Origin of the sequence: Mucilaginibacter sp. (genome assembly GCF_039921305.1) — a bacterium.
In the GTDB taxonomy this organism is placed as follows: domain Bacteria; phylum Bacteroidota; class Bacteroidia; order Sphingobacteriales; family Sphingobacteriaceae; genus Mucilaginibacter.
On record NZ_JBDSCA010000052.1, the window covers coordinates 265,410 to 287,476 of the forward strand.

Annotated in this window: 27 protein-coding genes; 13 read left to right on the forward strand and 14 right to left on the reverse strand. The window is 42.0% G+C overall.

Annotated features, from left to right (window positions below):
* Positions 1-264 precede the first annotated feature (264 nt).
* Both ABIN91_RS16380 and ABIN91_RS16385 read left to right on the forward strand, forming a co-directional pair.
* Positions 265-1,302: a terminase small subunit gene (locus ABIN91_RS16380; RefSeq protein ID WP_348052306.1), complete on the forward strand. Its 1,038-nt coding sequence runs from the start codon at positions 265-267 to the stop codon at positions 1,300-1,302.
* 168 nt (positions 1,303-1,470) lie between these two features.
* On the forward strand, positions 1,471-3,534 hold the full coding sequence (locus ABIN91_RS16385; protein ID WP_348052307.1) for a HAMP domain-containing sensor histidine kinase: 2,064 nt from the start codon (positions 1,471-1,473) through the stop codon (positions 3,532-3,534).
* Between the two features lie 5 nt (positions 3,535-3,539).
* Here ABIN91_RS16385 and ABIN91_RS16390 read toward each other — a convergent pair whose 3' ends face one another.
* The 3 genes from ABIN91_RS16390 to ABIN91_RS16400 all read right to left on the reverse strand — a co-directional run bounded on the left by ABIN91_RS16390 (position 3,540) and on the right by ABIN91_RS16400 (position 6,119).
* On the reverse strand, positions 3,540-4,883 hold the full coding sequence (locus tag ABIN91_RS16390) for a PhoH family protein (protein WP_348052308.1): 1,344 nt from the start codon (positions 4,881-4,883) through the stop codon (positions 3,540-3,542).
* A gap of 123 nt (positions 4,884-5,006) precedes the next feature.
* Entirely contained in the window at positions 5,007-5,546 is a 540-nt protein-coding gene (locus ABIN91_RS16395) for a DUF4199 domain-containing protein (protein ID WP_348052309.1), read from the reverse strand.
* 102 nt (positions 5,547-5,648) lie between these two features.
* Positions 5,649-6,119, reverse strand: a complete 471-nt coding sequence (locus ABIN91_RS16400; RefSeq protein ID WP_348052310.1) for a LuxR C-terminal-related transcriptional regulator — start codon at positions 6,117-6,119, stop codon at positions 5,649-5,651.
* 122 nt (positions 6,120-6,241) lie between these two features.
* Between ABIN91_RS16400 and ABIN91_RS16405 the strand changes: the two genes are divergently transcribed.
* The 3 genes from ABIN91_RS16405 to ABIN91_RS16415 are packed head-to-tail and all read left to right on the forward strand — an operon-like array spanning position 6,242 to position 8,194.
* Positions 6,242-6,613 carry a DUF2809 domain-containing protein gene (locus ABIN91_RS16405; RefSeq protein WP_348052311.1) on the forward strand — a complete coding sequence of 124 codons (372 nt, stop codon included), beginning with the start codon at positions 6,242-6,244 and terminating at the stop codon, positions 6,611-6,613.
* Positions 6,610-7,368, forward strand: coding sequence for an oxygenase MpaB family protein (locus tag ABIN91_RS16410; protein ID WP_348052312.1), 759 nt, complete (start codon positions 6,610-6,612; stop codon positions 7,366-7,368). Before ABIN91_RS16405 ends, ABIN91_RS16410 begins: the two co-directional genes overlap by 4 nt.
* A gap of 46 nt (positions 7,369-7,414) precedes the next feature.
* Positions 7,415-8,194: a DUF817 domain-containing protein gene (locus ABIN91_RS16415; protein ID WP_348052313.1), complete on the forward strand. Its 780-nt coding sequence runs from the start codon at positions 7,415-7,417 to the stop codon at positions 8,192-8,194.
* Here ABIN91_RS16415 and ABIN91_RS16420 read toward each other — a convergent pair.
* From ABIN91_RS16420 to ABIN91_RS16430, 3 genes are read right to left on the reverse strand one after another with little or no spacing between them, the layout of a single operon-like run.
* The gene (locus ABIN91_RS16420) at positions 8,191-9,306 is read right to left on the reverse strand and encodes a hypothetical protein (protein WP_348052314.1); all 1,116 of its coding nucleotides are present in this window, start codon (positions 9,304-9,306) and stop codon (positions 8,191-8,193) included. The two genes, ABIN91_RS16415 and ABIN91_RS16420, sit on opposite strands and share 4 nt — an antisense overlap.
* On the reverse strand, positions 9,306-9,941 hold the full coding sequence (locus ABIN91_RS16425) for an ABC transporter ATP-binding protein (RefSeq protein WP_348052315.1): 636 nt from the start codon (positions 9,939-9,941) through the stop codon (positions 9,306-9,308). Before ABIN91_RS16425 ends, ABIN91_RS16420 begins: the two co-directional genes overlap by 1 nt.
* A 9-nt stretch (positions 9,942-9,950) precedes the next feature.
* On the reverse strand, positions 9,951-10,934 hold the full coding sequence (locus ABIN91_RS16430) for a D-alanine--D-alanine ligase (RefSeq protein WP_348052316.1): 984 nt from the start codon (positions 10,932-10,934) through the stop codon (positions 9,951-9,953).
* Between the two features lie 245 nt (positions 10,935-11,179).
* On the opposite strand from ABIN91_RS16430, the gene ABIN91_RS16435 reads away from it, so the two are divergent.
* The 7 genes from ABIN91_RS16435 to ABIN91_RS16465 all read left to right on the forward strand — a co-directional run bounded on the left by ABIN91_RS16435 (position 11,180) and on the right by ABIN91_RS16465 (position 15,575).
* Positions 11,180-11,950 (forward strand): PASTA domain-containing protein, encoded by a 771-nt coding sequence (locus ABIN91_RS16435; RefSeq protein WP_348052317.1) that lies wholly within the window; start codon positions 11,180-11,182, stop codon positions 11,948-11,950.
* The gene (locus ABIN91_RS16440) at positions 11,950-12,249 is read left to right on the forward strand and encodes a rhodanese-like domain-containing protein (RefSeq protein ID WP_348052318.1); all 300 of its coding nucleotides are present in this window, start codon (positions 11,950-11,952) and stop codon (positions 12,247-12,249) included. The genes ABIN91_RS16435 and ABIN91_RS16440 overlap by 1 nt, the downstream gene beginning before the upstream one ends.
* 123 nt (positions 12,250-12,372) lie before the next feature.
* Positions 12,373-13,428: an endolytic transglycosylase MltG gene (gene mltG, locus ABIN91_RS16445; RefSeq protein ID WP_348052319.1), complete on the forward strand. Its 1,056-nt coding sequence runs from the start codon at positions 12,373-12,375 to the stop codon at positions 13,426-13,428.
* Positions 13,428-13,835 carry a thioesterase family protein gene (locus ABIN91_RS16450; RefSeq protein ID WP_348052320.1) on the forward strand — a complete coding sequence of 136 codons (408 nt, stop codon included), beginning with the start codon at positions 13,428-13,430 and terminating at the stop codon, positions 13,833-13,835. The genes mltG and ABIN91_RS16450 overlap by 1 nt, the downstream gene beginning before the upstream one ends.
* 121 nt (positions 13,836-13,956) lie before the next feature.
* Positions 13,957-14,859, forward strand: a complete 903-nt coding sequence (locus tag ABIN91_RS16455; RefSeq protein ID WP_348052321.1) for an AraC family transcriptional regulator — start codon at positions 13,957-13,959, stop codon at positions 14,857-14,859.
* Complete coding sequence (locus ABIN91_RS16460) at positions 14,837-15,286, forward strand: DUF983 domain-containing protein (protein ID WP_348052322.1); 450 nt, start codon at positions 14,837-14,839, stop codon at positions 15,284-15,286. The genes ABIN91_RS16455 and ABIN91_RS16460 overlap by 23 nt, the downstream gene beginning before the upstream one ends.
* A 67-nt stretch (positions 15,287-15,353) precedes the next feature.
* Positions 15,354-15,575 (forward strand): CDGSH iron-sulfur domain-containing protein, encoded by a 222-nt coding sequence (locus ABIN91_RS16465; RefSeq protein ID WP_348052323.1) that lies wholly within the window; start codon positions 15,354-15,356, stop codon positions 15,573-15,575.
* Positions 15,576-15,624: 49 nt separating this feature from the next.
* Here the strand turns inward: ABIN91_RS16465 and ABIN91_RS16470 are convergent, their stop codons facing one another.
* The 8 genes from ABIN91_RS16470 to ABIN91_RS16505 form a co-directional block, all read right to left on the reverse strand.
* Positions 15,625-15,987 (reverse strand): hypothetical protein, encoded by a 363-nt coding sequence (locus ABIN91_RS16470; protein ID WP_348052324.1) that lies wholly within the window; start codon positions 15,985-15,987, stop codon positions 15,625-15,627.
* 171 nt (positions 15,988-16,158) lie between these two features.
* Positions 16,159-16,599: a cytochrome c gene (locus tag ABIN91_RS16475; RefSeq protein ID WP_348052325.1), complete on the reverse strand. Its 441-nt coding sequence runs from the start codon at positions 16,597-16,599 to the stop codon at positions 16,159-16,161.
* A 20-nt stretch (positions 16,600-16,619) separates the two neighbouring features.
* Entirely contained in the window at positions 16,620-17,897 is a 1,278-nt protein-coding gene (locus tag ABIN91_RS16480) for a PQQ-dependent sugar dehydrogenase (protein ID WP_348052326.1), read from the reverse strand.
* Between the two features lie 124 nt (positions 17,898-18,021).
* The gene (locus ABIN91_RS16485) at positions 18,022-18,531 is read right to left on the reverse strand and encodes a hypothetical protein (protein ID WP_348052327.1); all 510 of its coding nucleotides are present in this window, start codon (positions 18,529-18,531) and stop codon (positions 18,022-18,024) included.
* 83 nt (positions 18,532-18,614) lie between these two features.
* A complete protein-coding gene (locus ABIN91_RS16490; protein ID WP_348052328.1) occupies positions 18,615-19,268 on the reverse strand; it encodes a response regulator transcription factor in 654 nt (217 codons plus the stop codon).
* 5 nt (positions 19,269-19,273) lie between these two features.
* Complete coding sequence (locus ABIN91_RS16495) at positions 19,274-20,062, reverse strand: ATP-binding protein (protein ID WP_348052329.1); 789 nt, start codon at positions 20,060-20,062, stop codon at positions 19,274-19,276.
* The gene (locus ABIN91_RS16500) at positions 20,020-20,688 is read right to left on the reverse strand and encodes a hypothetical protein (protein WP_348052330.1); all 669 of its coding nucleotides are present in this window, start codon (positions 20,686-20,688) and stop codon (positions 20,020-20,022) included. The genes ABIN91_RS16495 and ABIN91_RS16500 overlap by 43 nt, the downstream gene beginning before the upstream one ends.
* A gap of 1 nt (position 20,689) precedes the next feature.
* The gene (locus tag ABIN91_RS16505) at positions 20,690-21,250 is read right to left on the reverse strand and encodes a hypothetical protein (protein ID WP_348052331.1); all 561 of its coding nucleotides are present in this window, start codon (positions 21,248-21,250) and stop codon (positions 20,690-20,692) included.
* A 294-nt stretch (positions 21,251-21,544) separates the two neighbouring features.
* Between ABIN91_RS16505 and ABIN91_RS16510 the strand changes: the two genes are divergently transcribed.
* On the forward strand, positions 21,545-22,027 hold the full coding sequence (locus tag ABIN91_RS16510; RefSeq protein ID WP_348052332.1) for a hypothetical protein: 483 nt from the start codon (positions 21,545-21,547) through the stop codon (positions 22,025-22,027).
* Positions 22,028-22,067: the final 40 nt, after the last annotated feature.

Sequence of the window (22,067 nt, forward strand, 5' to 3'; positions counted from 1 at the left end):
TCAAAAATTAACTTGGTTACTGTGGTAATTTTTGTTATTAACTTGTTTATAATTAGACATTTACGTATATTTGTATTAAACTCAAACCGATTGAGTTTGGGGAATAGCCCCTTTGGCCAACGCTTTTGGTTGGTTAGTCGCGCGTAGATTGCGTTTGCGCTCCGTACTTCGAGTGCCTCAGTATGACACCCTGCGCGCTTTTGCTTTTCGCTTTGTGCTAATCGCCACGTTTTTCTTTTCGTAAATTTTTAAACCAATAATGATATGAGTACTTATTTACAGGAGTTTTTAACTCCGAAACAGCAAGTTTTTTGTGATGAATATTTAACAGATATGAACGCTACGCGGGCGGCGCTGGTGGCTGGCTATGCGCGAAGCGTAGCCCTGAACGGGCAGGTGATGCTGATGCCTAAAATACAGATGTATTTGAAGAGCCGGATGGAGGACAGGAGCGCCAAAGCTAAGTTTAGCGCAGACCGGGTTTTGGAGGAACTGGGCAAAATAGCTTTTGGCAATATGGCGGATTATTTTGATAGCAACGGAGATATGAAAGCAATGCATGAAATTGCCGATGATGCCAAGGCTGCACTTTGGAGTGTTAGTGTGGGCGACGCGGGCAGTGGATCGACGGCGACGGGTGGAATGGTAAAATTCAGGATGTATAATAAGCTGGCGGCGCTTGATAAGATAGCCAAGCATATTGGTATGTATAAACCGGAAGTGATGAAGCGTGAGGTGGTTTACCAATATATGAGTGAGTATGAGATGAACAGGAATGAGTGGTTTGAGGGATTTGAGGATGAGGAGATGAAGACTTTGAAAGAGACTCAAGAATCAGGATGCAATAATCAAGAGGGAGGTTTGGAACAGACTCAAGAATCAGGATGCAAGAATCAGGATGAGGTTAGCTTAGCGCATAAAGCTGAAAGCGTAAAGCAAGATGAGGGTAGTTTGAAGCAGGAAGAATATGTGCCGGTTGGTGAGGATGGTGAGGTGCTTTGTGATGGGGCGGGGATACCTTATGGTGCGGTGAGGAAGATATTCCGGTTTGATTTGGAAGAGAGTGTGGAGGAGAATATGGCACGGATGCGTTTGTATGAGGCGGGTGATTACAGTAAGGCTGAGAGTTTGAGGGCGAGAGCTGAGGCGGCAGTGGAGGATGGGATTGATCATCAGGTGCAGATCCATTTGGAACTGGATGGGGAGTTTAAACGGCTGGGCGTACCGGAACGAAATTATAGTGATTTATGTTTGATTGAAAAAATGAAGTTTATTGAGGTTGTGAGGAAGAAGGTTGCCTGATGATTTATATTGTTAAACACCCATAAATACCCATAATTTGTTATTTTGGTTATTTATGTAAAGGATAGAACAGGTATGATATTTATCATAGCCCCATACCTCCCCACGGTTATTTTAAACTTTTAAGTATAACTTTAGTCTATTTGAGTTAAATTTGTGGTATTCGGAATGTCGCGCATAAAATTTTTTCTATTATATCACAATCACCTACAGTTTAAAGCTTACTTTGGGCTATTTATAACGGCGGCTGCCATTTCTTTTCTGGCGGCTTGTAATTCAAAAAGCGATACTGTAAATAAGGAGACTGCCCGGCAGTTGCACATTGGCGATAGTACCATTATTGCACGCGACTATGAGAAAGGCAAGCGGTTAATTCTGGATGCCCGCCATAAAATAAAAAATACCGACCCGGCATTAATCACCTATTACTGTTTACGATCGGAGTTAAACCAGAACAGTGCCGACACCGTGATGATGTTTGCCGATAGCGCTATGGCCCTTTTTAAAACCGATGGCATTAAAGCTAAATACCCGGCTCAATACCAGCAATGCTTAATTACTAAAGGAAGTGCATGTGTACGTGCCAAAAAATATATACTGGCGCTCGATTATTACTATCAAGCTAAAAAGGCCACGCCGAGTGGTGAATGTGATAATGGTGCTGTATCTCAAAGAATAGGTGACATTTATTATTCCCAACGGAATTTTGTGGGTGCGTCGGAATATTGGAGTTTGAGTTACAGGCAATTGCTTAATTGCAATTCAATGTATTCGGCTCAAAAAATATTTTTCGAAAAGCAGGCCAGGCTCAACAATACGGGTTTTGCTTTTCATCTATCAGGCAATTTGGATAGCGCGTTGTATTATTACAAAACCGATCTGAACCTGATCAACCAAACTGAAAAGGAGCACTTAATTAACAAACGCAGTATTGATGCCGCGCGCATTGTATGTTATGATAATTTGGGTGGCGTAAATTTAAAAAAGGGTGAGCTTTCTATAGCCGAAGATTATTTACTTAAGGCTACCAGTATCCCGATAGTTAATATTGATGGCATGATGATACCGCCCTACATCAAATTGGCCGAACTCTATTTAAAAAAGGGCGAAATTAATAAGGTTGGCAAATACTTCGCCCTGAGCAAACAATTACTTGAGAAGTACGCTAAAGACAACAGGGGATTGCAACTCAGATGGTACAAATCATACGCCGAATACCTGTTCGCCGTTAAAAAGCCTGCCGAGGCTTACCTGGTCAGCAACAAATATATTGCCCTCAAAGATTCTTTAGATAACAGCGCCAACAAGTTATACCGCCTTGATGTTAGCCGCGAGTTTTCCAGCATCACCCAAAGGCAATCGCTATTGGATCTGCAACAGCAGGATAAGCTGAAGATGATTTACCTGGTGGGTATTAGTACAGTGTTCATTTTGCTTTTCGCTATTATGCTGCTCATTAACCGCAACCTGGTGCGCACCAAGAAAAACCACGCCGAAGCCAATTTGCGCAACCAACAATTGCAGCTTACGCTGGACGAACTTGAACGGGTAAATAAAAACTACATCCGCATTATGCGTGTAATGGCTCACGATATTATTAACCCCTTATCGGGGATGACAGGTATTGCCAGTATGCTAATGATTGATGATGACCTTACGGAGGATAGCCGCCACATGCTTAAACTGATAGAATCAACAGGTTTACATTCTATGGAAATGATAAACGAGTTACTGAAATCGGGCCTCTCCAACGATGATGAGCAAATGAAAACCGAGGTGGTAAACCTGCGTTCGCTGTTGTTTGATTCGGTAGAGTTATTGCAGTTTAAGGCCAGTAGTAAAGAGCAGCAGATCATTTTCGAGTTTGACGAGGCGCCGCTTATGGCTAACATTAATCACGAAAAAATGTGGCGTGTATTTAACAACCTCATTGTTAACGCCATCAAATTCAGCCATAGCGGTAGCATCATAAACGTGAGCATCAAACCAAAGGGCAGCGATATTTTGATGGCTGTAGCCGATAGCGGAATTGGCATCCCCGATAAGGATAAAGAAACCGTGTTTGAGATGTTTACCCCGGCAAAAAAGGCAGGCACCAATGGCGAACAGCCTTTTGGTTTGGGCTTATCTATCTCCAAAAAAATAGTGGAGATGCACAAAGGCAAAATTTGGTTCGAGAGCCAGCCCGGCAAGGGAACTACGTTCTATATTCAGTTGCCTGCCGTTAAGTAAACCGCTTATAACAAATCGTTAGCCAAATTAGCCAGCTCGCTCCTCTCGCCTTTCTGCAAGGTAATATGCGCGTACAGCGGATGATTCTTTGCCTTATCAATCAGGTACGATAAGCCATTACTTTCCGCATCCAAATAAGGCGTATCTATCTGGTAAATATCACCGGTAAAAACGATCTTGGTATTTTCGCCCGCTCTGGATATTATGGTTTTAACCTCGTGTGGCGTTAAATTTTGGGCCTCGTCAACAATGAAGAAGATCTTGGTTAAAGTTCGTCCGCGGATAAAGGCTAAAGGCGATATGGCTATTTTATCGTTGGCTACCATCTCGTCCAACTTGGCTTGCATCTTTTCATCCTCGCTAAACTGGTCTTTAATAAATTTGAGGTTATCCCAAATAGGCGCCATATAAGGGTCTATTTTCGATTTCACATCGCCCGGTAAAAAGCCAATATCCTTATTGCTCAACGGAATAATTGGCCGGGTAACAAAGATCTGCCTAAAGTCTTTCCGTTGTTCTAAGGCGCTCGCCAAAGCCAGCAGGGTTTTACCTGTACCCGCGTTGCCTTGTATGCTTACCAGCTTGATATTAGGGTTCAGCAAGGCATGTATTGCAAAAGATTGCTCCATATTACGCGGACTGATATTGAATACCGGTTGTTCAATAACTTCTTCCAACTGCCCGCTCTCTCCATTATAAAACGCCGGGACAGATTTACGCTTACCATGCAAAATATAAAAGTGATTGTTTTGAAAATTACCCAGCTCCAATTCCTCAGCACTCAGCGTACCCGATTTAGAAAACTGGGTAAGCACTGTATCGGGCACTTTATTTACAATGGCTTTGCCGGTATAAAGTTCGTCCAGGTTTTTGATCTTGCCGGTTTCATAATCCTCCGCATGCAGATCAAGCGATTTGGCTTTCAGGCGCAGGCAAATATCCTTAGATACCAGGATCACCTTCTTATCCGGGTTCTCATGCTGCAAACTCAGGGCGGCGTTCAATATCCGGTGGTCAACCTTATCATCGCCAAATATTTCTTCGGCATCGGTATCGGTCTTTTTATCAACAACGATCTTAAAATGCCCTTTATTAATGCCATTCAATGGCAACCAATGACTGATGAGGTTATTCTTCGAAAACTCATCTATCAGCCTGATAAAGCTCCGGGCCTCAAAATTACGGGTATCGTTCCCGTTCTTCATGTTATCCAATTCTTCGAGTACCTGTATCGGCACCGCAACATCATGCTCCTGAAAATTTTGGAAGGCGTTATGATCGTACAATATAACCGACGTATCTAACACAAATATTTTACGCTTACCCCTGGTTTTACCCTCTTTAGTCATAATGCTAAAATTAGATAATTTACCCTTGATAAAGCAAGCAAGTTTGAAATTAGATTACGATATGGGGATATCCATCCCTCCTCCTTTGATCAACTTACCTATGTACCCTAACAACCAGACCTATTAAGCCATGACAGCCGCTCCACCCGTAGCCTTCCGCTTCAACACCAAAGCTGTAACCAGCGAAACGATCAACCCAACCGGGAATGGCTCCATGTAAGTATACAGCACAACCATTATGGGGCTTTTGTACATCGCTTTCATACTGGCGACTTCGGCGGCTTTTTTGCTCAGTTCAGCTGCCGAAGCTCCGCTGCTTTGTGCCTGTTTTAACATCTGGGCACCATATTTATCCATAAAATCCGGAATAAACACATAGTAATCTACCAGCCAGCTAATTACATACAAGGTAGAAGCGATCAGGCTGATATACAGACCCATTTGAAAAGCCTTGCCAAAACTAATTACGCCGCCATTATGCTTATCGCGATAACTCTTAACCCCAACAAATACAAACGAGAACGCCAAAAGCATGCCCGCGTAACCCAGCACCATACTGCCCTGGCAATTTTCAACATAGTGAAACCAGGCCATAGAGGCCACCATCCATACCGAAACGATCAGTCCCGAGATCAATCCAAATACAAGTACAGTTCTTTTCATGTTTTTAAATTTAAGTATGGCTCAAAATTGTAGTTTTAGTATTTGTAAACCCTCATACTTTAGGGTGATTTTGAATATAAATGGCTGTTTCATGCTTAAGTACTATGGTATTAAGCTTAATCGTTTAGCCTTTTCCACAGCCTGGGTACGGCGTTGCACCTCCAGTTTTTCAAACACGTTAGATGAATGCGTTTTAATCGTGTTTAACGATACAAATAACTTTTCCGCGATCTCCTGGTTACTCAATCCCCCGGCCATCAATTGCAGCACTTCCAGTTCACGTCGGCTCAGTCCGGTTTCGGTTAGCGCGGCTTCATTCAAAATAAAGGTATCGCTGCTAATCAGCAGTTCCTTTTCTACCGTCACAATCGTGGTTTTGGGTTTGCTCAGTTTTAGCGCAAGCCAAATACCTAATCCGGTAAAAATAACAGCTATAAAACCCGCGTAAAGTTCAAAAGCATAATTCACAATAATAAAATGCCATTCCAGCCACTTCATCAAAAACAACAAAGCAGCCAGCGAAGCCCCATAAATAAGTACCGACCTATGCTTCGACAGATAATTAAACGTCATATAAAATTGTCATTCAGTATCATAAACATAGCAAATACACCCGGGTTTATCAATACATCATTCACCCCCTCTTGCAAATCCAATTATAAATCCATTACTTTGTAACTCAAAGTACTTTTAATATGAACAAATACAGATACGCGGCTATTGCCATCTTCCTCATCGAAGTATACATAGCAACTTACGTTCACGATACTATTATTCGCCCTTACATTGGCGATCTGTTGGCGGCTATACTGGTTTATTGTACCGTTAAAAGCTTCATCAATACCCCGGTACTCAAAACGGCCATTTACGTACTGCTATTCTGTTACCTGATCGAGATAAGCCAATACTTTCACCTCGTCGATCATCTCGGTATGCGACAATCGCGACTGGCACACGTCCTTTTAGGCAGCTATTTTACCTGGGTAGATATGCTTTGCTACACACTCGGTATGCTCATTGTATTGGCCGTAGAAATGTTAAACCCAACAACCCAACCCGCATTATGAAACACTTTGTAGCACCCCATTCAATAGTCCGCCAAATATGGGGCAATGGCGACACCATCCTTTTCATCTTCGCCGGAGCATCGGCTGAGTTCGCACTCAATAAGGCTGTAGATTGGCTTTACTACACCGGTAAACTCCCGGCTGATCCATTGGGCCGTCTGTTCTCAACCGTAGCTTATGCGCGGCAAATTATCTTTTCGGAATACGACGAAGCCATACAGGCCATAGATCGCATAACCGCAATCCATAAAGGCGTAGAACAAAGCAGAGGTGCTCAAATACCAGACTGGGCTTATCGCGATGTGCTTTTCATGCTCATAGATTATTCAATAAGATCATACGAAGTTTTAGAACGCGAGCTTACCGCCGATGAAAAGCAGGAAGTATTTGATGTATTCTACAAAGTAGGTTACCGCATGCACCTTACGGGATTACCTGCAACCTACCACCATTGGCAACAAATGCGCCAGCAACACCTGCGCGATAACATGATCAACAGCCACTTCACCGCCGATCTGTACCGGCAATACAAAAAGCACCTCGGCTTTATGCGCTATAATTTGCTTAAACAGGCCCAGGTACTGGTGGTACCGCAAAAGGTAAATCAAATGCTTGGCTTAAACAACGTACAATGGCTTAAACCAATAATATCAATCTACAAACTCTGCCGACTGATCAAGCTACAGGGCACGCTCAAAAACGCCATCCTGCCCCAGCAATACAAATTACAGATCATGGATTTAGATATCGTTTAAAATGCAAAATATACACTTAAACGCTGGTAATGGTATAAGTTATCATATGGCAAAAGTCAAAACATATGTACGTCATTTGATTGTTTTCGGTATTCAGCAGGCCCTTTGCTGTTTGTTCCCGGTATTGGTTTTTGCATCATTGGCGCTATCGCATTTGTTTACTGGTGTGCTTCCGCGATATGATTTTATGCTCCTGATGTGCATCATTATTCAAATAGCGCTCTATTTCACCAAAATAGAAACCCGCGACGAGGTGTTTGTTATTTGCGTTTTTCACTTGCTTGGCTTAGCTATGGAGCTTTTTAAAGTTCATTTCCATTCATGGAGTTACCCCGAAGCCGCGCATACCAAATTTTTCGGTGTGCCGCTGTACAGTGGTTTTATGTACGCCAGTGTAGCCAGCTACATGTGCCAGGCCTGGCGAAGGTTAGATCTCAGCATCATCAACTGGCCAAACCATGTTTGGGCACGGGTTGTTGGTGGCTGCATTTATATCAATTTTTTTAGCAATCACTTTATACACGATGCGCGGTACCTTATCGGGATCTTCGTTGTGCTATTGTTTCGCAAAGCAAATGTGTTGTTCCGCATTCAAAACAGCATTTACCGTATCCCGGTCATACTATCCTTCATGCTCATCGGTTTCTTCATTTGGCTTGCCGAAAATATTGCCACCCGTTTAGGCGCATGGCAATATGCTTACCAGCATAAAGCCTGGCAATTGGTCAATTTTCAAAAGCTAAGTTCGTGGGCGTTTTTGGTAATTGTGAGTTTTATTATTGTTGCCGAATTAAAAATGCTGAAAGATAAACGCGAGACGGTTTAATCCTCCGCTGGAGGCACGTAAGGTAAATTCTTATAATAGTTCAAATAAAACACGCCATATGCCGCCATCAAATTCATACAAACTAAAGCCCATATCTGCCTGAACATCACCACCCAAAATAGTACGATGAATAAACCCAAAACCCAGGTCATGTACTTTTCCATATTCAGGCCAAAGCGGTAAAGTAAACTATGAAACAGCAAAATAAGGCTTAACGCGAAGATCAATAATCCACCAGCCATTAGTGGCGAGAACCGGACGAATAACCAAATAGCCTCGGGCAAGAGCAAAGCAAAATAAACACCCCAAAACGACAGAAATAACTGCAAGCGCGAATAAGGCAACGTTCTGGAGAAGATCAAAAAGGTTTCTTCAAACTGCCGCTCATCAAATATCAGCACCGAGTGCGATACCGCTATAGCCAGCAAAGCGATCCCCGCCACCCGCAGATCATGGCTCACATCGGCGAACATTAAAAACACCCCGGTAATAATGAGGTAAGAGATTCCTTTGGTGATCACGTATTTTAGCTTCAGCTTATCAAACACATAGTAAATGTACAGGCTAAAATACGGCTTCTTCCAACTTTTAGTTAGCTTTAGTATGATAGATTGCGAACTCCCGTCTATCAACTGGTTAATCATCCGCATATAAAACCAGGCGCTTATCGCCACCAGTAAAACGCAATAAACCAATATAACCAGCGGACCGAAATAAAAGCCATGCTTCAGCCCCACGCCAACGGCAATAAAGGCATAAGCCAGCACCGGCAAAGCAATAGCCGCCTGCAAAATAAACCAGGCTACAAACTGCTTCGTTTTTTGGTATGATGAGATGCTGTAAAACAAAAACTGCTGGTGCAGCGCAAACACCTGTCCCGCCACAAAATGCCAGCATTTAAAAGTATACAGCAGCCATACCGCGAACACGGCCAGCATCATTAAAGGGGTGCTAATAAAAGCCAACATCAAAGTTATGTGGTAACCCAGCAATTGCGATGGCTCAACCATCCCAAATAGCACAAAGGCCGCGAATAATAGCATGCCCGCGTGTGCCCGGTAAAACGCGTTGGAGAATATTTTAAGCAGTATATTTGATAATGGAGATCGCATCAGGAAACAGCCGTTAATGTCTGATCCTGAACTAGTAATGTTTCTGATTTTGGCAACTCATCCGCATCCAGCGGCTGGTGCGATGATAGCATAAAGCTCACCCCGTTTTCACGACTTTGCTCACTTATCCAGCTATACAATATCTTTAAAGCCGCGGTATCAATAGTGATCAAAGGTTCATCTAACAAAATCAGTTTCGGGTTTCCCAAAAAGGCCAGCACCAACGATAGCTTCTTCAACATCCCGCTCGAATAGCTGCCAATGGGCCTATCCATATAGGTTTGGATACCCATACTTTCAATATATTTAGCCTCCTGCCCTTTCGGCGCGTCCTTAGCATCAGCAAACAGACGGATCATTTCAGCCCCAGTCAAAAACTCCGGAAAAAGCGGTTCAGCCTCGGCAAAGTTCACTAACTTCCTAAACCCAACAGGTTGTTTTTTAATACTGATGTTGCCATCCAAAACAATATCCCCATCAAAAGCCAATATCCCGGCGATGGACTTTAGCAAGGTACTCTTGCCGGAACCATTTACGCCTTTTATCCAGTAAATACCTTTTTCAAGATTCAGATCGGGCACCTGCAAGGCGGGATAAGCGCCATAGGCCTTTTTATAATTTACAAATTGAAGCATAAGTATTTACTAACGCATCCCTCCAACAACCAGCGCGTCATAAAACTCCTGTATATCAATACCAGCCGCCCTAACTTGCTGCGGAATCAAACTGTTAGCCGTTTGCCCCGGAGTTGTGTTGATCTCTATAAAATAAAAATCACCCGTCTCCTCCTGTAAAATAAAGTCCAGGCGGGTCATGCCATGGCAATTCAGGCGCAGGTAAACGTCGGCAACAATACGATTAATGGTTTTATATTGCTCCGGACTCAAGTCAGCCGGGGTAACCTCCTTAGTCACACCATCGGTATACTTAGCTTCGTAATCAAAAAAATCTTTGGTGGTCAAAATTTCTGTCGCAGGTAAAACCTTTAATTCACCATGCAAACGCACAATGCCTACGCTAAACTCACGCCCCTTAATAAATTCTTCAACCAATATCTGGTGATCTTCACGAAAAGCCCGTTCCAAAGCCTGCGGCAAGCCGGCAACATTATGTACCTTGCTCATGCCTACACTGCTGCCGCCATTATTTGGCTTAATAAACAACGGGAATTTTAGCCTTGCGGCGATACTGGCCACATCATGCCCATCGTGCTGAAACAACTGCATTGATTTTGCCGTGTGCAAACCATCAACCCCGTTCACAATAGCCTTGGTATAAGCCTTGTTCATTGTTATGGCCGATGTTGTAGCATCGCAGGTATTGTACGGGATACCGATCATATCAAAATAGCCCTGCAATTTACCATCCTCGCCCGGCGTACCATGCACAGTAATAAACGCGAAATCAAATTTGATCTTCCCGCCGTTTAGAGTCAGGCTAAAATCGTTACGGTCAATGCTTATTTCTTCATTGCTTTCGGTAACGTAAAACCAACGTTCGCGGGTTACCAAAATGGTATACACCTTATATTTATCAGCCTTTAAATTTGCGGCAACGTACTTGGCGCTTTTAATAGATACTTCGTATTCGCCGCTGTAACCGCCGGCTAAAAGAGCAATGTTTTTCATTGTATATACTTTAATGCAAACTAAATTTACTGATTATATAAATCAGTAGGCGGTCAAATATAAACGATACCGACCAATTAACCACAGAGTTTTCACAGAGATTCAAATTTATAAGGCTCTGTGTAACGTTATGAAAACCTCAGTGCCCTGTGTGGTAAAAAAACCATTCAAGTCCTCAAATTTGGAAATTTTCCCCTATGTTTGATCATCAAATTAAAAATACCTCCAGAAAGATATATACATAGATGAGTAAATTTACTGATTACTTAAAAACCAGGAACTTCTACATCAATCTCGGCGCCGCGATTGCCACAGTTATCGTAGTGGTGATGATCGCTTTTTTTAGCCTGGGATACTATACACGCCACGGTTCGGGCGTACCCGTTCCAAATTTGGAAGGCATGCAGGCCGATAAAGCCATCGCCCTTTTAGATGCCCAGGGTTTTCACGATCCGCACATCGATTCCGTTTATGTGCTCGATAAAGAACCCGGAACCGTTATCCTTCAGGATCCGGATGCGGGTACAAACGTAAAAGAGAACCGTACCATATACCTAACCGTTGTAAAACGCCAGGCTCCCGATGTTTCATTGCCCGATCTGACTCAGGATAATTATCGCACCGCGGTTGCCAACCTATCAAATTTTGGTTTAAAAGTAGGCGATACTACTTACCGTCCGGATATCGCCCGCGATCGTGTACTCGAAGTACGTTTTGCTGGTCAGGTTTTAAAGGTAGGAAGCAAGATTCCGAAAGGATCTAAAATAGATCTCGTTTTAGGCGATGGTGCCGGCGCGAACGAAGTTGAAATCCCACAAGTAGTTAACCTTGAGCTTGACGAAGCTAAATTCGCAATCAAAAATTCGGGACTTATTCTCGGCAATATCACTTACGAAGGTACTATTACCGATACCACCAAGGTTACCGTAACATCACAAAGCCCAATGAAGAGCGATTCGCTAAGTAAGGTGAGTATTGGTACACACATTAATTTAACGGTTACACAAAAAAATTAATGGATATTAACGCTGCAGACCTTAATGAGCGCATAACTCAGGGCGAAACACTCAACATACTGGATGTGCGCGACGAACTGGAATACCATACCTACAACATCGGCGGCCAAAACATCCCCTTAGGAAAGCTGCCATCGGTATTGGATGATCTGGATTGGGAAAAAGACGACGAGATCATTGTGATTTGTAAAATAGGCCTGCGCAGTAAAACAGGCAAACATATATTACAGCAAAACGGTTATCAAAATGTAAAAAACCTGGAAGGCGGCTTAACGGCCCTCCAAAAATTAAAATATTAGTTAAAACGAATTAAGATGCAAGAAGCAGAAATCAAGATATCCGGCCTCAAACTAAGATATTAAAATTTGATTCTGTATGTATATTCGCTCTTGATTCTGGCATCTTGATTCTAATTTTAAAAAATGGCTACTGAAAAGAAAGCATCAGGCGGTATAACCCGCAAATTTATAATAGCGTTAATAGTTATCATTATATTGGCCTTGGGCGCAACAGGAATATTCTATTACCTCCGCTTATACGGCCCTAACGTTACCGACCAGCAGGAATATTTGTATATCCGCACAGGTTCAACCTTCCAGGATGTGTACAAAACCATCCGCGAGCAAGGCATCGTAAAAGATTCTACCACCTTTATGTGGGCCGCTCACAACAAAAAATACGTAAACAAGGTAAAACCCGGTCGTTATAAACTAAAAAACGGAATGAGCAACCGCGATTTGATCAATATGCTGATCAGCGGCCGCCAGGATCCGGTTAAAATAGCATTGAAAAACCTGCGTATGAAAGAGAACTTCGCAGGTTATATCTCCAAAAAACTCGAAGCCGATTCAACGTCCATTATCAGTTTACTGGATTCTGCCGGATATCAGCAAAAGTTAGGTTTTACCAACGATGATATTTATACCATGGTAATACCCAACACCTACGAGTTTTACTGGAACGCTTCTCCTAAAAAAATAATGGCCCAGCTATACGGTGCCTACAAAAAATTCTGGACGCCAGAGCGCAAACAAAAAGCCGAAGTACTACACCTCACTCCTGCCAAAGTATCTATCTTAGCCTCCATAGTAGATGCCGAGGCCCTGCACGATGGTGAAATGCCGGCCATTGCAGGCTTATACCTCAACCGCTTAAAAAAAGGGATGAAATTAGAGTCGGACCCAACCGTGATCTTTGCCGCTAACGATTTTACCATCCACCGTGTGTTGAACAAACAACTGGCCATCGTATCGCCATATAACACTTATCGTGTAACAGGTTTACCCCCGGGCCCTATTATGATGCCGAGCATCAACGCCATTGATGCCGTGTTGAACTATCAGCATAACGACTACATCTACATGTGCGCCAAAGAAGATTTCTCTGGCTACCACAACTTTGCCAACAACATGGCCCAACACCAGATAAACGCCCAAAAATTCCGTAAAGCTTTAGACGAAAGGAATATCAAGCGCTAATGTTCACCAATACCAATAAACTGCGCGTCCGTTACGGCGAAACCGACCAGATGGGCTACATGTATTACGGTAACTATGCCGAGTTTTACGAAGTAGCCCGTGTAGAAATGCTCCGCACCCTTGGCCTAACCTACAAAGGCATGGAAGAATTTGGCATAATGATGCCCGTGTTAGAACTGCACTGCAAATACATCAAACCGGCGCTATACGATGAAGAGATCACCATCAAAACCACCATCGAAAAAATGCCCGGCGTAAAAATTCATTTCAAATATGAGCTATTTAACGAAAAGCAAGAACTCATCAATGTTGGCGAAACCCTGCTGGTATTCGTCAACATGGAAGCCAAACGCCCCTGCCTTGCCCCCGCTTATTTTTTAGATAAGATGAAACCCTTCTTCGGATGATATAATTCGCTCTCACATCAGACAGCCATAATGGTATTTTTTACCGATTCAACAAAAAACACCATTGTAACCATTAATAATACCATTGGGATAAATTATTCTGCATTACCTTTGTTGTGTAATGAAAGAGCAGTTCCCAATATATGATATATGTGCCATATCGGAGTTTAAACGGGATGACATCCTGATCAGCAGGTTTGCTCCGTATTTACAATCGCATAAAAACCTGGCGTTACCGCACAAGCACACGTTTTACCACATGGTATTATTTACCGAAGGTGGCGGAACACACGCGGTTGATTTTACTAACTTCCCGGTAAGGCCATACCAAATTTACTTTATGGTTCCGAGGCAGGCGCATAGCTGGAGCTTTGAGGGCCATGTTGATGGTTATATCATTAATTTTTCGGTACCGTTTTTCCAATCGTTTTTATTGAAGCCGGATTATTTAGACGATTTCCAGTTTTTTGATGGGACTACAGATCATGCGGTGATCAACATTCCCGAAGGTTTACAGCAACAGGTTAAACATCTGTTTGAAGCTATCATCCACGAAAGTGAAACCAATGAGAGATTAGGGCTGGATATGGTAAAGGCTTTAATGTTACAGATATTCATTTTGATATCCCGCATCAGCGTTAACAGTTCGCCAAAAGGCAACGTTAACTATAACCAAACCCTGCTGCGGGGTTTTCAGAAACTGATAGAGCAAAATTTTGCGAATTTGAAGCTCCCAAAAGATTATGCCGAATTATTATATATCACACCCAACCACCTCAATGCTATTTGTAAAGATATGCTGGGCGCATCGGCTGGCGAGGTGATACGTAACCGGGTGATACTGGAAACTAAACGCTTGCTGATCAACCTCGACCTGTCTATCACACAAATAGCCTATAATTTAAATTTTGCCGATAACTCATACTTCACCAAGTTTTTCAAGAAGTATACCGGCCAAACTCCAGAAGAATTTAGAAAGAACACTTTAAACAACACCCATCATGACGACGTTAGCTATAAATAACAATTTCGAAGTAAAAAACCAAGAGTATAAAGTAATGAGCGAGTTTAAGGCCGCTATACATTGCAAATGCCCGCGCTGCCGTACCGGTAATATGTTTGGTAACAGCATGTACGGCTTAAAAGGCCAAAAAATGAACGAATTTTGCCCGCATTGCAACCTTAAATTTGAGCGCGAACCTGGTTATTTTTATGTAGCCATGTTTGTAAGCTACGCCATGAATGTGGCGCAAATGGTTACACTGGCCGTTGCTACGTATATTTTAACCGGCAGTAACAACCCCTGGTTGTATGTTGGCATTTTATTAGGTGTATCGGTGGTTTTATCACCATTTAACTTCAGGTATTCGCGCGTGGTTTTATTGTATTGGTTAACACAGGGATTACACTTTAATCCTGAGAAAGCTAAACCACATATTGACGAGCATTAAGTACGTTAAAGCTTGTTTAAAATCATTCTAATACATCTGTTGCTTATATTCGCATCAAATAAAAAATATGAGCACAAAACTGACCATTAATAATAACGGCTCTGTGAAAATAGAGGGCGAATTTGAAATTGTAGATATGCAGGGTAACGCCTATGGTTTACAAGGCCGTACCGTAGTTTCTATATGCCGATGCGGATTATCGGCAAACAAACCATTTTGCGATGGATCACACAAGGGCCATTTTGAGCATAATGCCGAAGCTTTTGATTTACCGCCGCGCAAGGTTTAGTAAAACAAAAAAGTCCTGAATGATGACCATTCAGGACTTTTTTGTTTTACTAAACCTCTTCTGCCACAGCTTCTTTGTACGAAGATATTTTAGTGGTTTTTATGGTAAGCATAAATGCTTTACCAACATTTATCTTCACACTTTTTTCTTTCAAAAAGTCCTTCATGTATTCATCTGTTTTAATGGTTTCGAACAGATCACGGGCCACTGCCGATCCGCTGATATTGTTCACTACTTTACCATTCTCAATCAGCATGTTAAACGTATAGCCCGATTTCCCCCTGTCACCAGCCGATTCAAAATCAGTTTTGTTCAGCAAGAATTGTTGTTCTTCGTTATTACTCTTTTTAAGGTGTAAACGAATTACGGGCGCGTATTTTTTCCAGGTCTGTAAATATTTTCTTTCTTCCATGTTTTACTGTTTTGATATTACCTTACAAAGCCGTGAAGAACGGTTAAGGAAGATTTAATTCGATATTGCCTATTTGCCGGACGGGGTAATGTTTTGCCCGATAAAGTTTTGTTATCGCGATTGGACGCAATAAAGGTAACAATTAATTAACAGAAAGCCTGACGAAAGCGTTTATTTCTTCTTACCACCCTTTGCGGCCTTAACTTCGGCAAGCTTAACGGCGCTATATTTGTTGCCAAAACTGCTGCGCACGTAAGTTAAAACATCGGCAACCTGCTGATCTGTAAGCGCGGTTTGAGCAGGCATGGTATTTGAATACGATTGTCCATCGATATCTACATTCTGTGCAAAACCATTCAATACAATTTTGATAAGCTTTATTTTATCACCTTTTACATAGCTTGTATTTATTAATGGTGGGTTCATATTGGGCACGCCTCCGCCATCTATCATGTGGCAGCTCAGGCAATACTGAAGATATATTTTTTGACCCGCAGCAATTGACGAAGCCGAGTTAGCCGGTGTTTTAGCGACAGTTTTTTTTGTTTGTGCTGAAGTTTGTAGTGAGCTAATTAAAAACAAGCCAAGGGCAGTAATAAAAGTAAGTTTCATTGAGGTTATAGGTTGTGATTTTATTTTTTATAAACGATACGGTAAATAGAGCCTTTAGAATCATCGGATATGTACAAAGAGCCATCGCTACCTTGTGCTAAACCACATGGGCGGTGATCTGCGCGTCCGGCTGCGGTTTTGGCAGCTGAACCTGAAAAATTATCGGCAAATACTTCCCAATCGCCAAAAGGCTTACCATTTTTAAACGGCTGGAATACCACAAAGTAACCCGCCTGTGGCTCAGGAGCACGGTTCCATGAACCATGGAAAGCGATAAAAGCGCCATTCCTATATTTCTCGGGAAACATATTCCCCGTATAAAACAACAGCGCGTTTGGAGCCATGTGCCCCGGGTATGCTGCTGCCGGGTCAATAAAGTTACCTACGGCTTCCTTTTTCCCATCGCCGCCATACTCGGGCGCCATTATTTTCTTATGCTGAATTTGGTCATAATACATATATGGCCACCCCGCGTTATCACCTTTTTTTAAGGCGTACATACATTCGGCCGGCAATAACGATGATTCTTTAATAGTGTACATGGCGGGGAAAATATCGTGAAGCTGATCACGACCATGTTGCATTACAAAAAGCTGGTTGTTTTGCTGGTTCCAATCCAAACCTACTACGTTACGCAAGCCTGTTGTGTAACGGACACCATCTTTATACGTTTGGTTTAATTTATTTGCTTTAAACTGCCATATACCACCGGCAGAATCTAATATAGGGCAACCTTTAATACCCATTGAACCCAATTGCCTATCTTTCTCCTGGCAGGAATTGGAGTAAGCGCCAACATTAACATATATATTGCCAGCATTATCAAGCACTATTGATTTTGTTTCGTGTTCGCGCCCCATTTTCAAACCGGTAATGATCTTTTCGGGTTCGTTGGGGTTGATAACCTCGTTTTTGTCGTTTAGTTTATATCTAAAAACCTCTTTGTTTGATGATGCATACATGTAACCATCTTTAATATACATGCCTGTACCACCATAATTGGCAAAGCTGCTTATAACTTCGGCTTTGCCCTGGGTACCCTCTTTCAATACTAAAATACCCTTACCATCTTTAGGGCGGGCTAGTTTAACATAAATAATACCTTGCGGAGTAACAGCTATGTGGCGGGCTTGCGCACCCAAATCGGCAACTTTTAACGCGCCAAAACCAGCTGGTAGTTTTAATCCGGCGTTATCAGCATCAGCCGTTACACCTGTATCTGCCTTTAAGGCATAAAGCGAAATACTTACCGCAAGTAAAGCCGCGGGTAGTATATATCTCAAAATATTCTTTTTCATGTATTGGTTAGATAGCTACTTATAGATAAATGCCAATTGAGCATACTTGTTTTAGCACACGCTAAAGATATTTAAATTTTATTATGTGCTGTATTTGTAACTAATTTTAAACAGAAAAGTTACCTTAGGTGATAGCCTGTGCTGCCTCTGCCTTTTTACTGGCTTTGAGTTTGAATAGTTGTTGCGCTAATCCTATTACAAAAAGGCCCGTCCAAAAACCTAATACGGTTGTTATAATACTGGCATTGGCATCTGCCGCTAAGGGCGCGCTTATGGGTAGCCTGGTTAAGGTTTCGACCGTTGCCGGGATCATGGAGAGCAGCAGAGTGAATGACATGCTGCCGATCTGGATATAATCGGCAGCTTTACCGAAGAACTTGATAGACTTTGCGAATACCGCCATAGGCAGTATCAGTAATATAATCACAGCCAAAAAATGACCAGGGGTTGGCTGCCCGGTTTTCATGATGGGCAAGCCGGTTAAACAGGTAACTATAGTTAACCACAAATACAATTTACCGCTTTTGGCAGGGTCGATTTTACCAGATCTGAACAGCGCATAAAGTGCGGCAAAAATTGCCAGTATACTAATAGCGGTATGAATAATTCCGAGGATGGATAAGTGATTTGGCATAGCGATAATTGTTTAAGGTAAATATTCACTAATAATAGTAAAATTACACCTTAAATGCAAATACAGCACTCGTAATCAACCCATTAAAACTTGGCGATATGATTTTTTAATGCGAACAGTACCAACCCCGTCCGCGATTTGATATCGAATTTTTGGAACAGCGCTTCGCGGTAGTTATCAATAGTATGTGGGCTAAGACACATTTTATCGGCTATTTCTTTATAAGTTAACTCGGTGCAGCAAAACTCTAAAAAGCGGGTTTCGTTGGCGGTTAGCTCGGTTGAGGGTTGCTTGGCCACAGTATCATCTTGTACAGAGCGCAGTAGTTTGCCCGATACTAATTTATTTAGAAAGAAATCATGCTCGGCAACGGTTTTAATGGCGTGCACCAGGTCGGATGCTTTTGACTCTTTGAGGATATAGCCCCCTGCCCCGCTTTTAAGCATTTTGATGATGGGTTCATCTTCTTCAAACATGCTTAGGGCCAATACCTTTATTGCCGGATAGTTTTGCTTTACCCAACGGGTGGCTTCGTAGCCATTCATTAAGGGCATAGTTATATCCATCAAAATAACCTGAGGCAACGGGTATTTGGTTATTTTCTCTTGCATATCTACGCCATTGGCGGCATCAAAAACAATTTTAATGTCGCTGTACTCCGATAACAGACTGCTTATTCCGTGGCGGAACAGGGTATGATCGTCAACAACTGCTATACTTATTACTTTATTTTCCATTTAGTTTATTGGTAGGGCACAATAATATTAAATTCTGTTCCAACATCGGGTATGGCAATGATATCAATATCGCCACCTATAAGGCTTACCCTTTTGCGAATATTGAACAGCCCCATTCCACGTTGTTCTTTTAAAATTTCGTCTATATCAAAACTTTTGCCGTTATCTTTTATACCAAGCCTTATCTGCTCCGCACTTTGTTCAATGTTAACATCAATAATAGTGGCGTAGGCATGCCGTACTACATTATTTAAGATCTCCTGAAAAATACGGAACAGGATGATCTCGTTATCAGATTGCTGCTCTTTTGTGACATAATTACTATTAAAATTTATGGTATGCAAGCCAGCGCCTTTCAGATAGTCTAACTCAAATGCTACAGCACTGGCCAGGCCGGTACGCATCAACTCTTGCCCGTAAATTAATCGCGAAAGCTGGCGCAGCTCTTTAATAGCGCGTTTGGCTAATTGCTCTGCCGATTCTACTTTTTCGGCCACGCGCAATGGCTCGTCAAGGTTAATGGAGCTGAGGGTAACTATGGTTAGGCTGAGTAACTGGCCAATATTATCGTGCAGGTTACTGGCTATGTTTTGCATGGTTTGCTCCTGAACTTCCATCTGGCTTTTCAAAAGTTCGTTTTCGAAGCTTTTTTGTAACAGTTCCTTTTCTTCCTTATGCCTTTTCTTTCGCCGGTTGTATAAATTGATGTAGATGAGAAGCGAAACCGGAGCTATCAGGAATACGATGGATGTTAATCCGATAAGGTAGATGAGATCCGTTGACGATACCTGCATATAAATGAATAAGACCAGTTTAAATATAGTATAACATTTAGAACATTAAATACAAGGTACCTTACCGAGTGGCCCATGATGTGGCTTTTATCGTGTACGAGGTAATTGAAAAAAATGTTACTGGCCGTACTGGCAAAATAAAAACAAAGTGTACCGCTTACCCACCAAAAGGGCGCGTAAACCGATAACTGCCTAAACTGATCTTCGTTTAATACCAAATAATAATAGTAAACGCTGGCCAATATCATCACTACCGATACTACCGACGAACTGATAAATACATATCCACCATAATGATTGCTGCACAACTCGCTAAAATAGATCACCAAAAACAGAACCAGCCAAACACCTAACAGCTTTGCCCTGTTATAATAGAGTTTATACAGGTGATAAAAAAAGTAGCTTTCAAATAAACACTCAACCACCAAAAAAACATTGTAAAGCATAAAGTTTGACCGGTGCAGATCAATACGGATATAAATGCCCATAACCTCAACCACACAGGTTGCGAACATAAATAAGATAAGGACACGCCAAGCGGGGTCCTTATCTTTATATAAACATATTAAGCTTACCGCGAAGCAAAAAAACTCAACAACGGTGTTGGCGGTTATGTAGGCAAGCATATTATTTTATTGGCGCCGGTGGCGGTGGAGGGGTGCCTAATAAAGTTGCACCTATAGCATCACATTTTTCGGGAGGTGGGCATAGTTCGCCTTGGTTTTCGGGAACTGCCATTAACGTAGCTGCTTTACCTTTTCCGTCGGTGTAATAATCAATATGATGAGTGGTTTGCTTATCAAATTTAGTTGATACCATTACTAATGTAGTGAAATCCTGATAAGCGGGATTTACCTTGTTAAGGTCGGATTGTAGGATTTTATCGTACGCTGCCAGGTAAAAACGGATTCCATCGCCATCTTCTTTGTCAATATTAGTTAAAAGAGCCTGCAACTGGTCTCTACTAAACCATACACAGCGGGCATCAGAAAATATCAATTCACCTCTGGTAAATCTGTGAGCTCTACCGTTATAATTGGTTACTAAGCGCCTGGCGGTTTGCTCTCCGATGGTATCTTTCAATATTGGAGTGGGTGCTACAGTCTCGGTACTTTTGGGCTGCTGTGTACATGCGGTAAAAACCGATGCGACGGCTGCGGCCAATAAAAGGGGCTTTACGTTTCTCATAAAATTTGATTGTGATTTAAAGTTTATTTAGTGTGTTAAATATAATATATATATGGCATATCTATATTACAAAGCAACAAATAAAGCAATAAGGCCAAAAGGGTGAAAATAGCTTTTAACTAAAAACAATAGCTAAAAGTTTAATATAGATCGACGGATAATCCATTCAGTGTTTAACATCCCAACCGCGCTACTGGTTACTAAAGGGTAAAAACACCCTGTAAACACCCGTTTTATAGCCAGATATTGCCTACCAATACTGCATACCTTAGTTGCACACACTAAAACACCAGTATGATGAGCTTTATGGAAGATCCCCAAACCATGGAACAAGACAGTAAAAGACAGATACAAAATGAGATAAAAACATTACGCTTTACAGATACCCAACTGGCGCCTTTCACTTATGATATTGAGGCCAGGGTATCATCGGTTTATGATGACCATGTACCGGTAAAAATATACCATTTTAAATTGGAGGTTGATCCCCGATCGGATAAACCAAAGTTTGAGAAACTAATTAATGTAGATAATCAACATACTAATTGCAAGCATTACCGGGGTATACAACATGCTGTTTATACACGCGGCTATGAAACTGTTAACGGATTGGTTGCCCCCAAACTTGAGTTTTTTACTTATTGGAACCAGGCATGCGGAGCGGAAGGGTTTTCAAACCGGGTAACGTTTTCGGGCGATACCAAAAGATCAGCCTGCCAGTTGGATAGAGATGATACCGTAAGGGTTAGAATTACTTTTAATGTTTTTCAACCCTAAAATATAACGTTGTAAATACAGGAATAATAAAGCTTTCAAC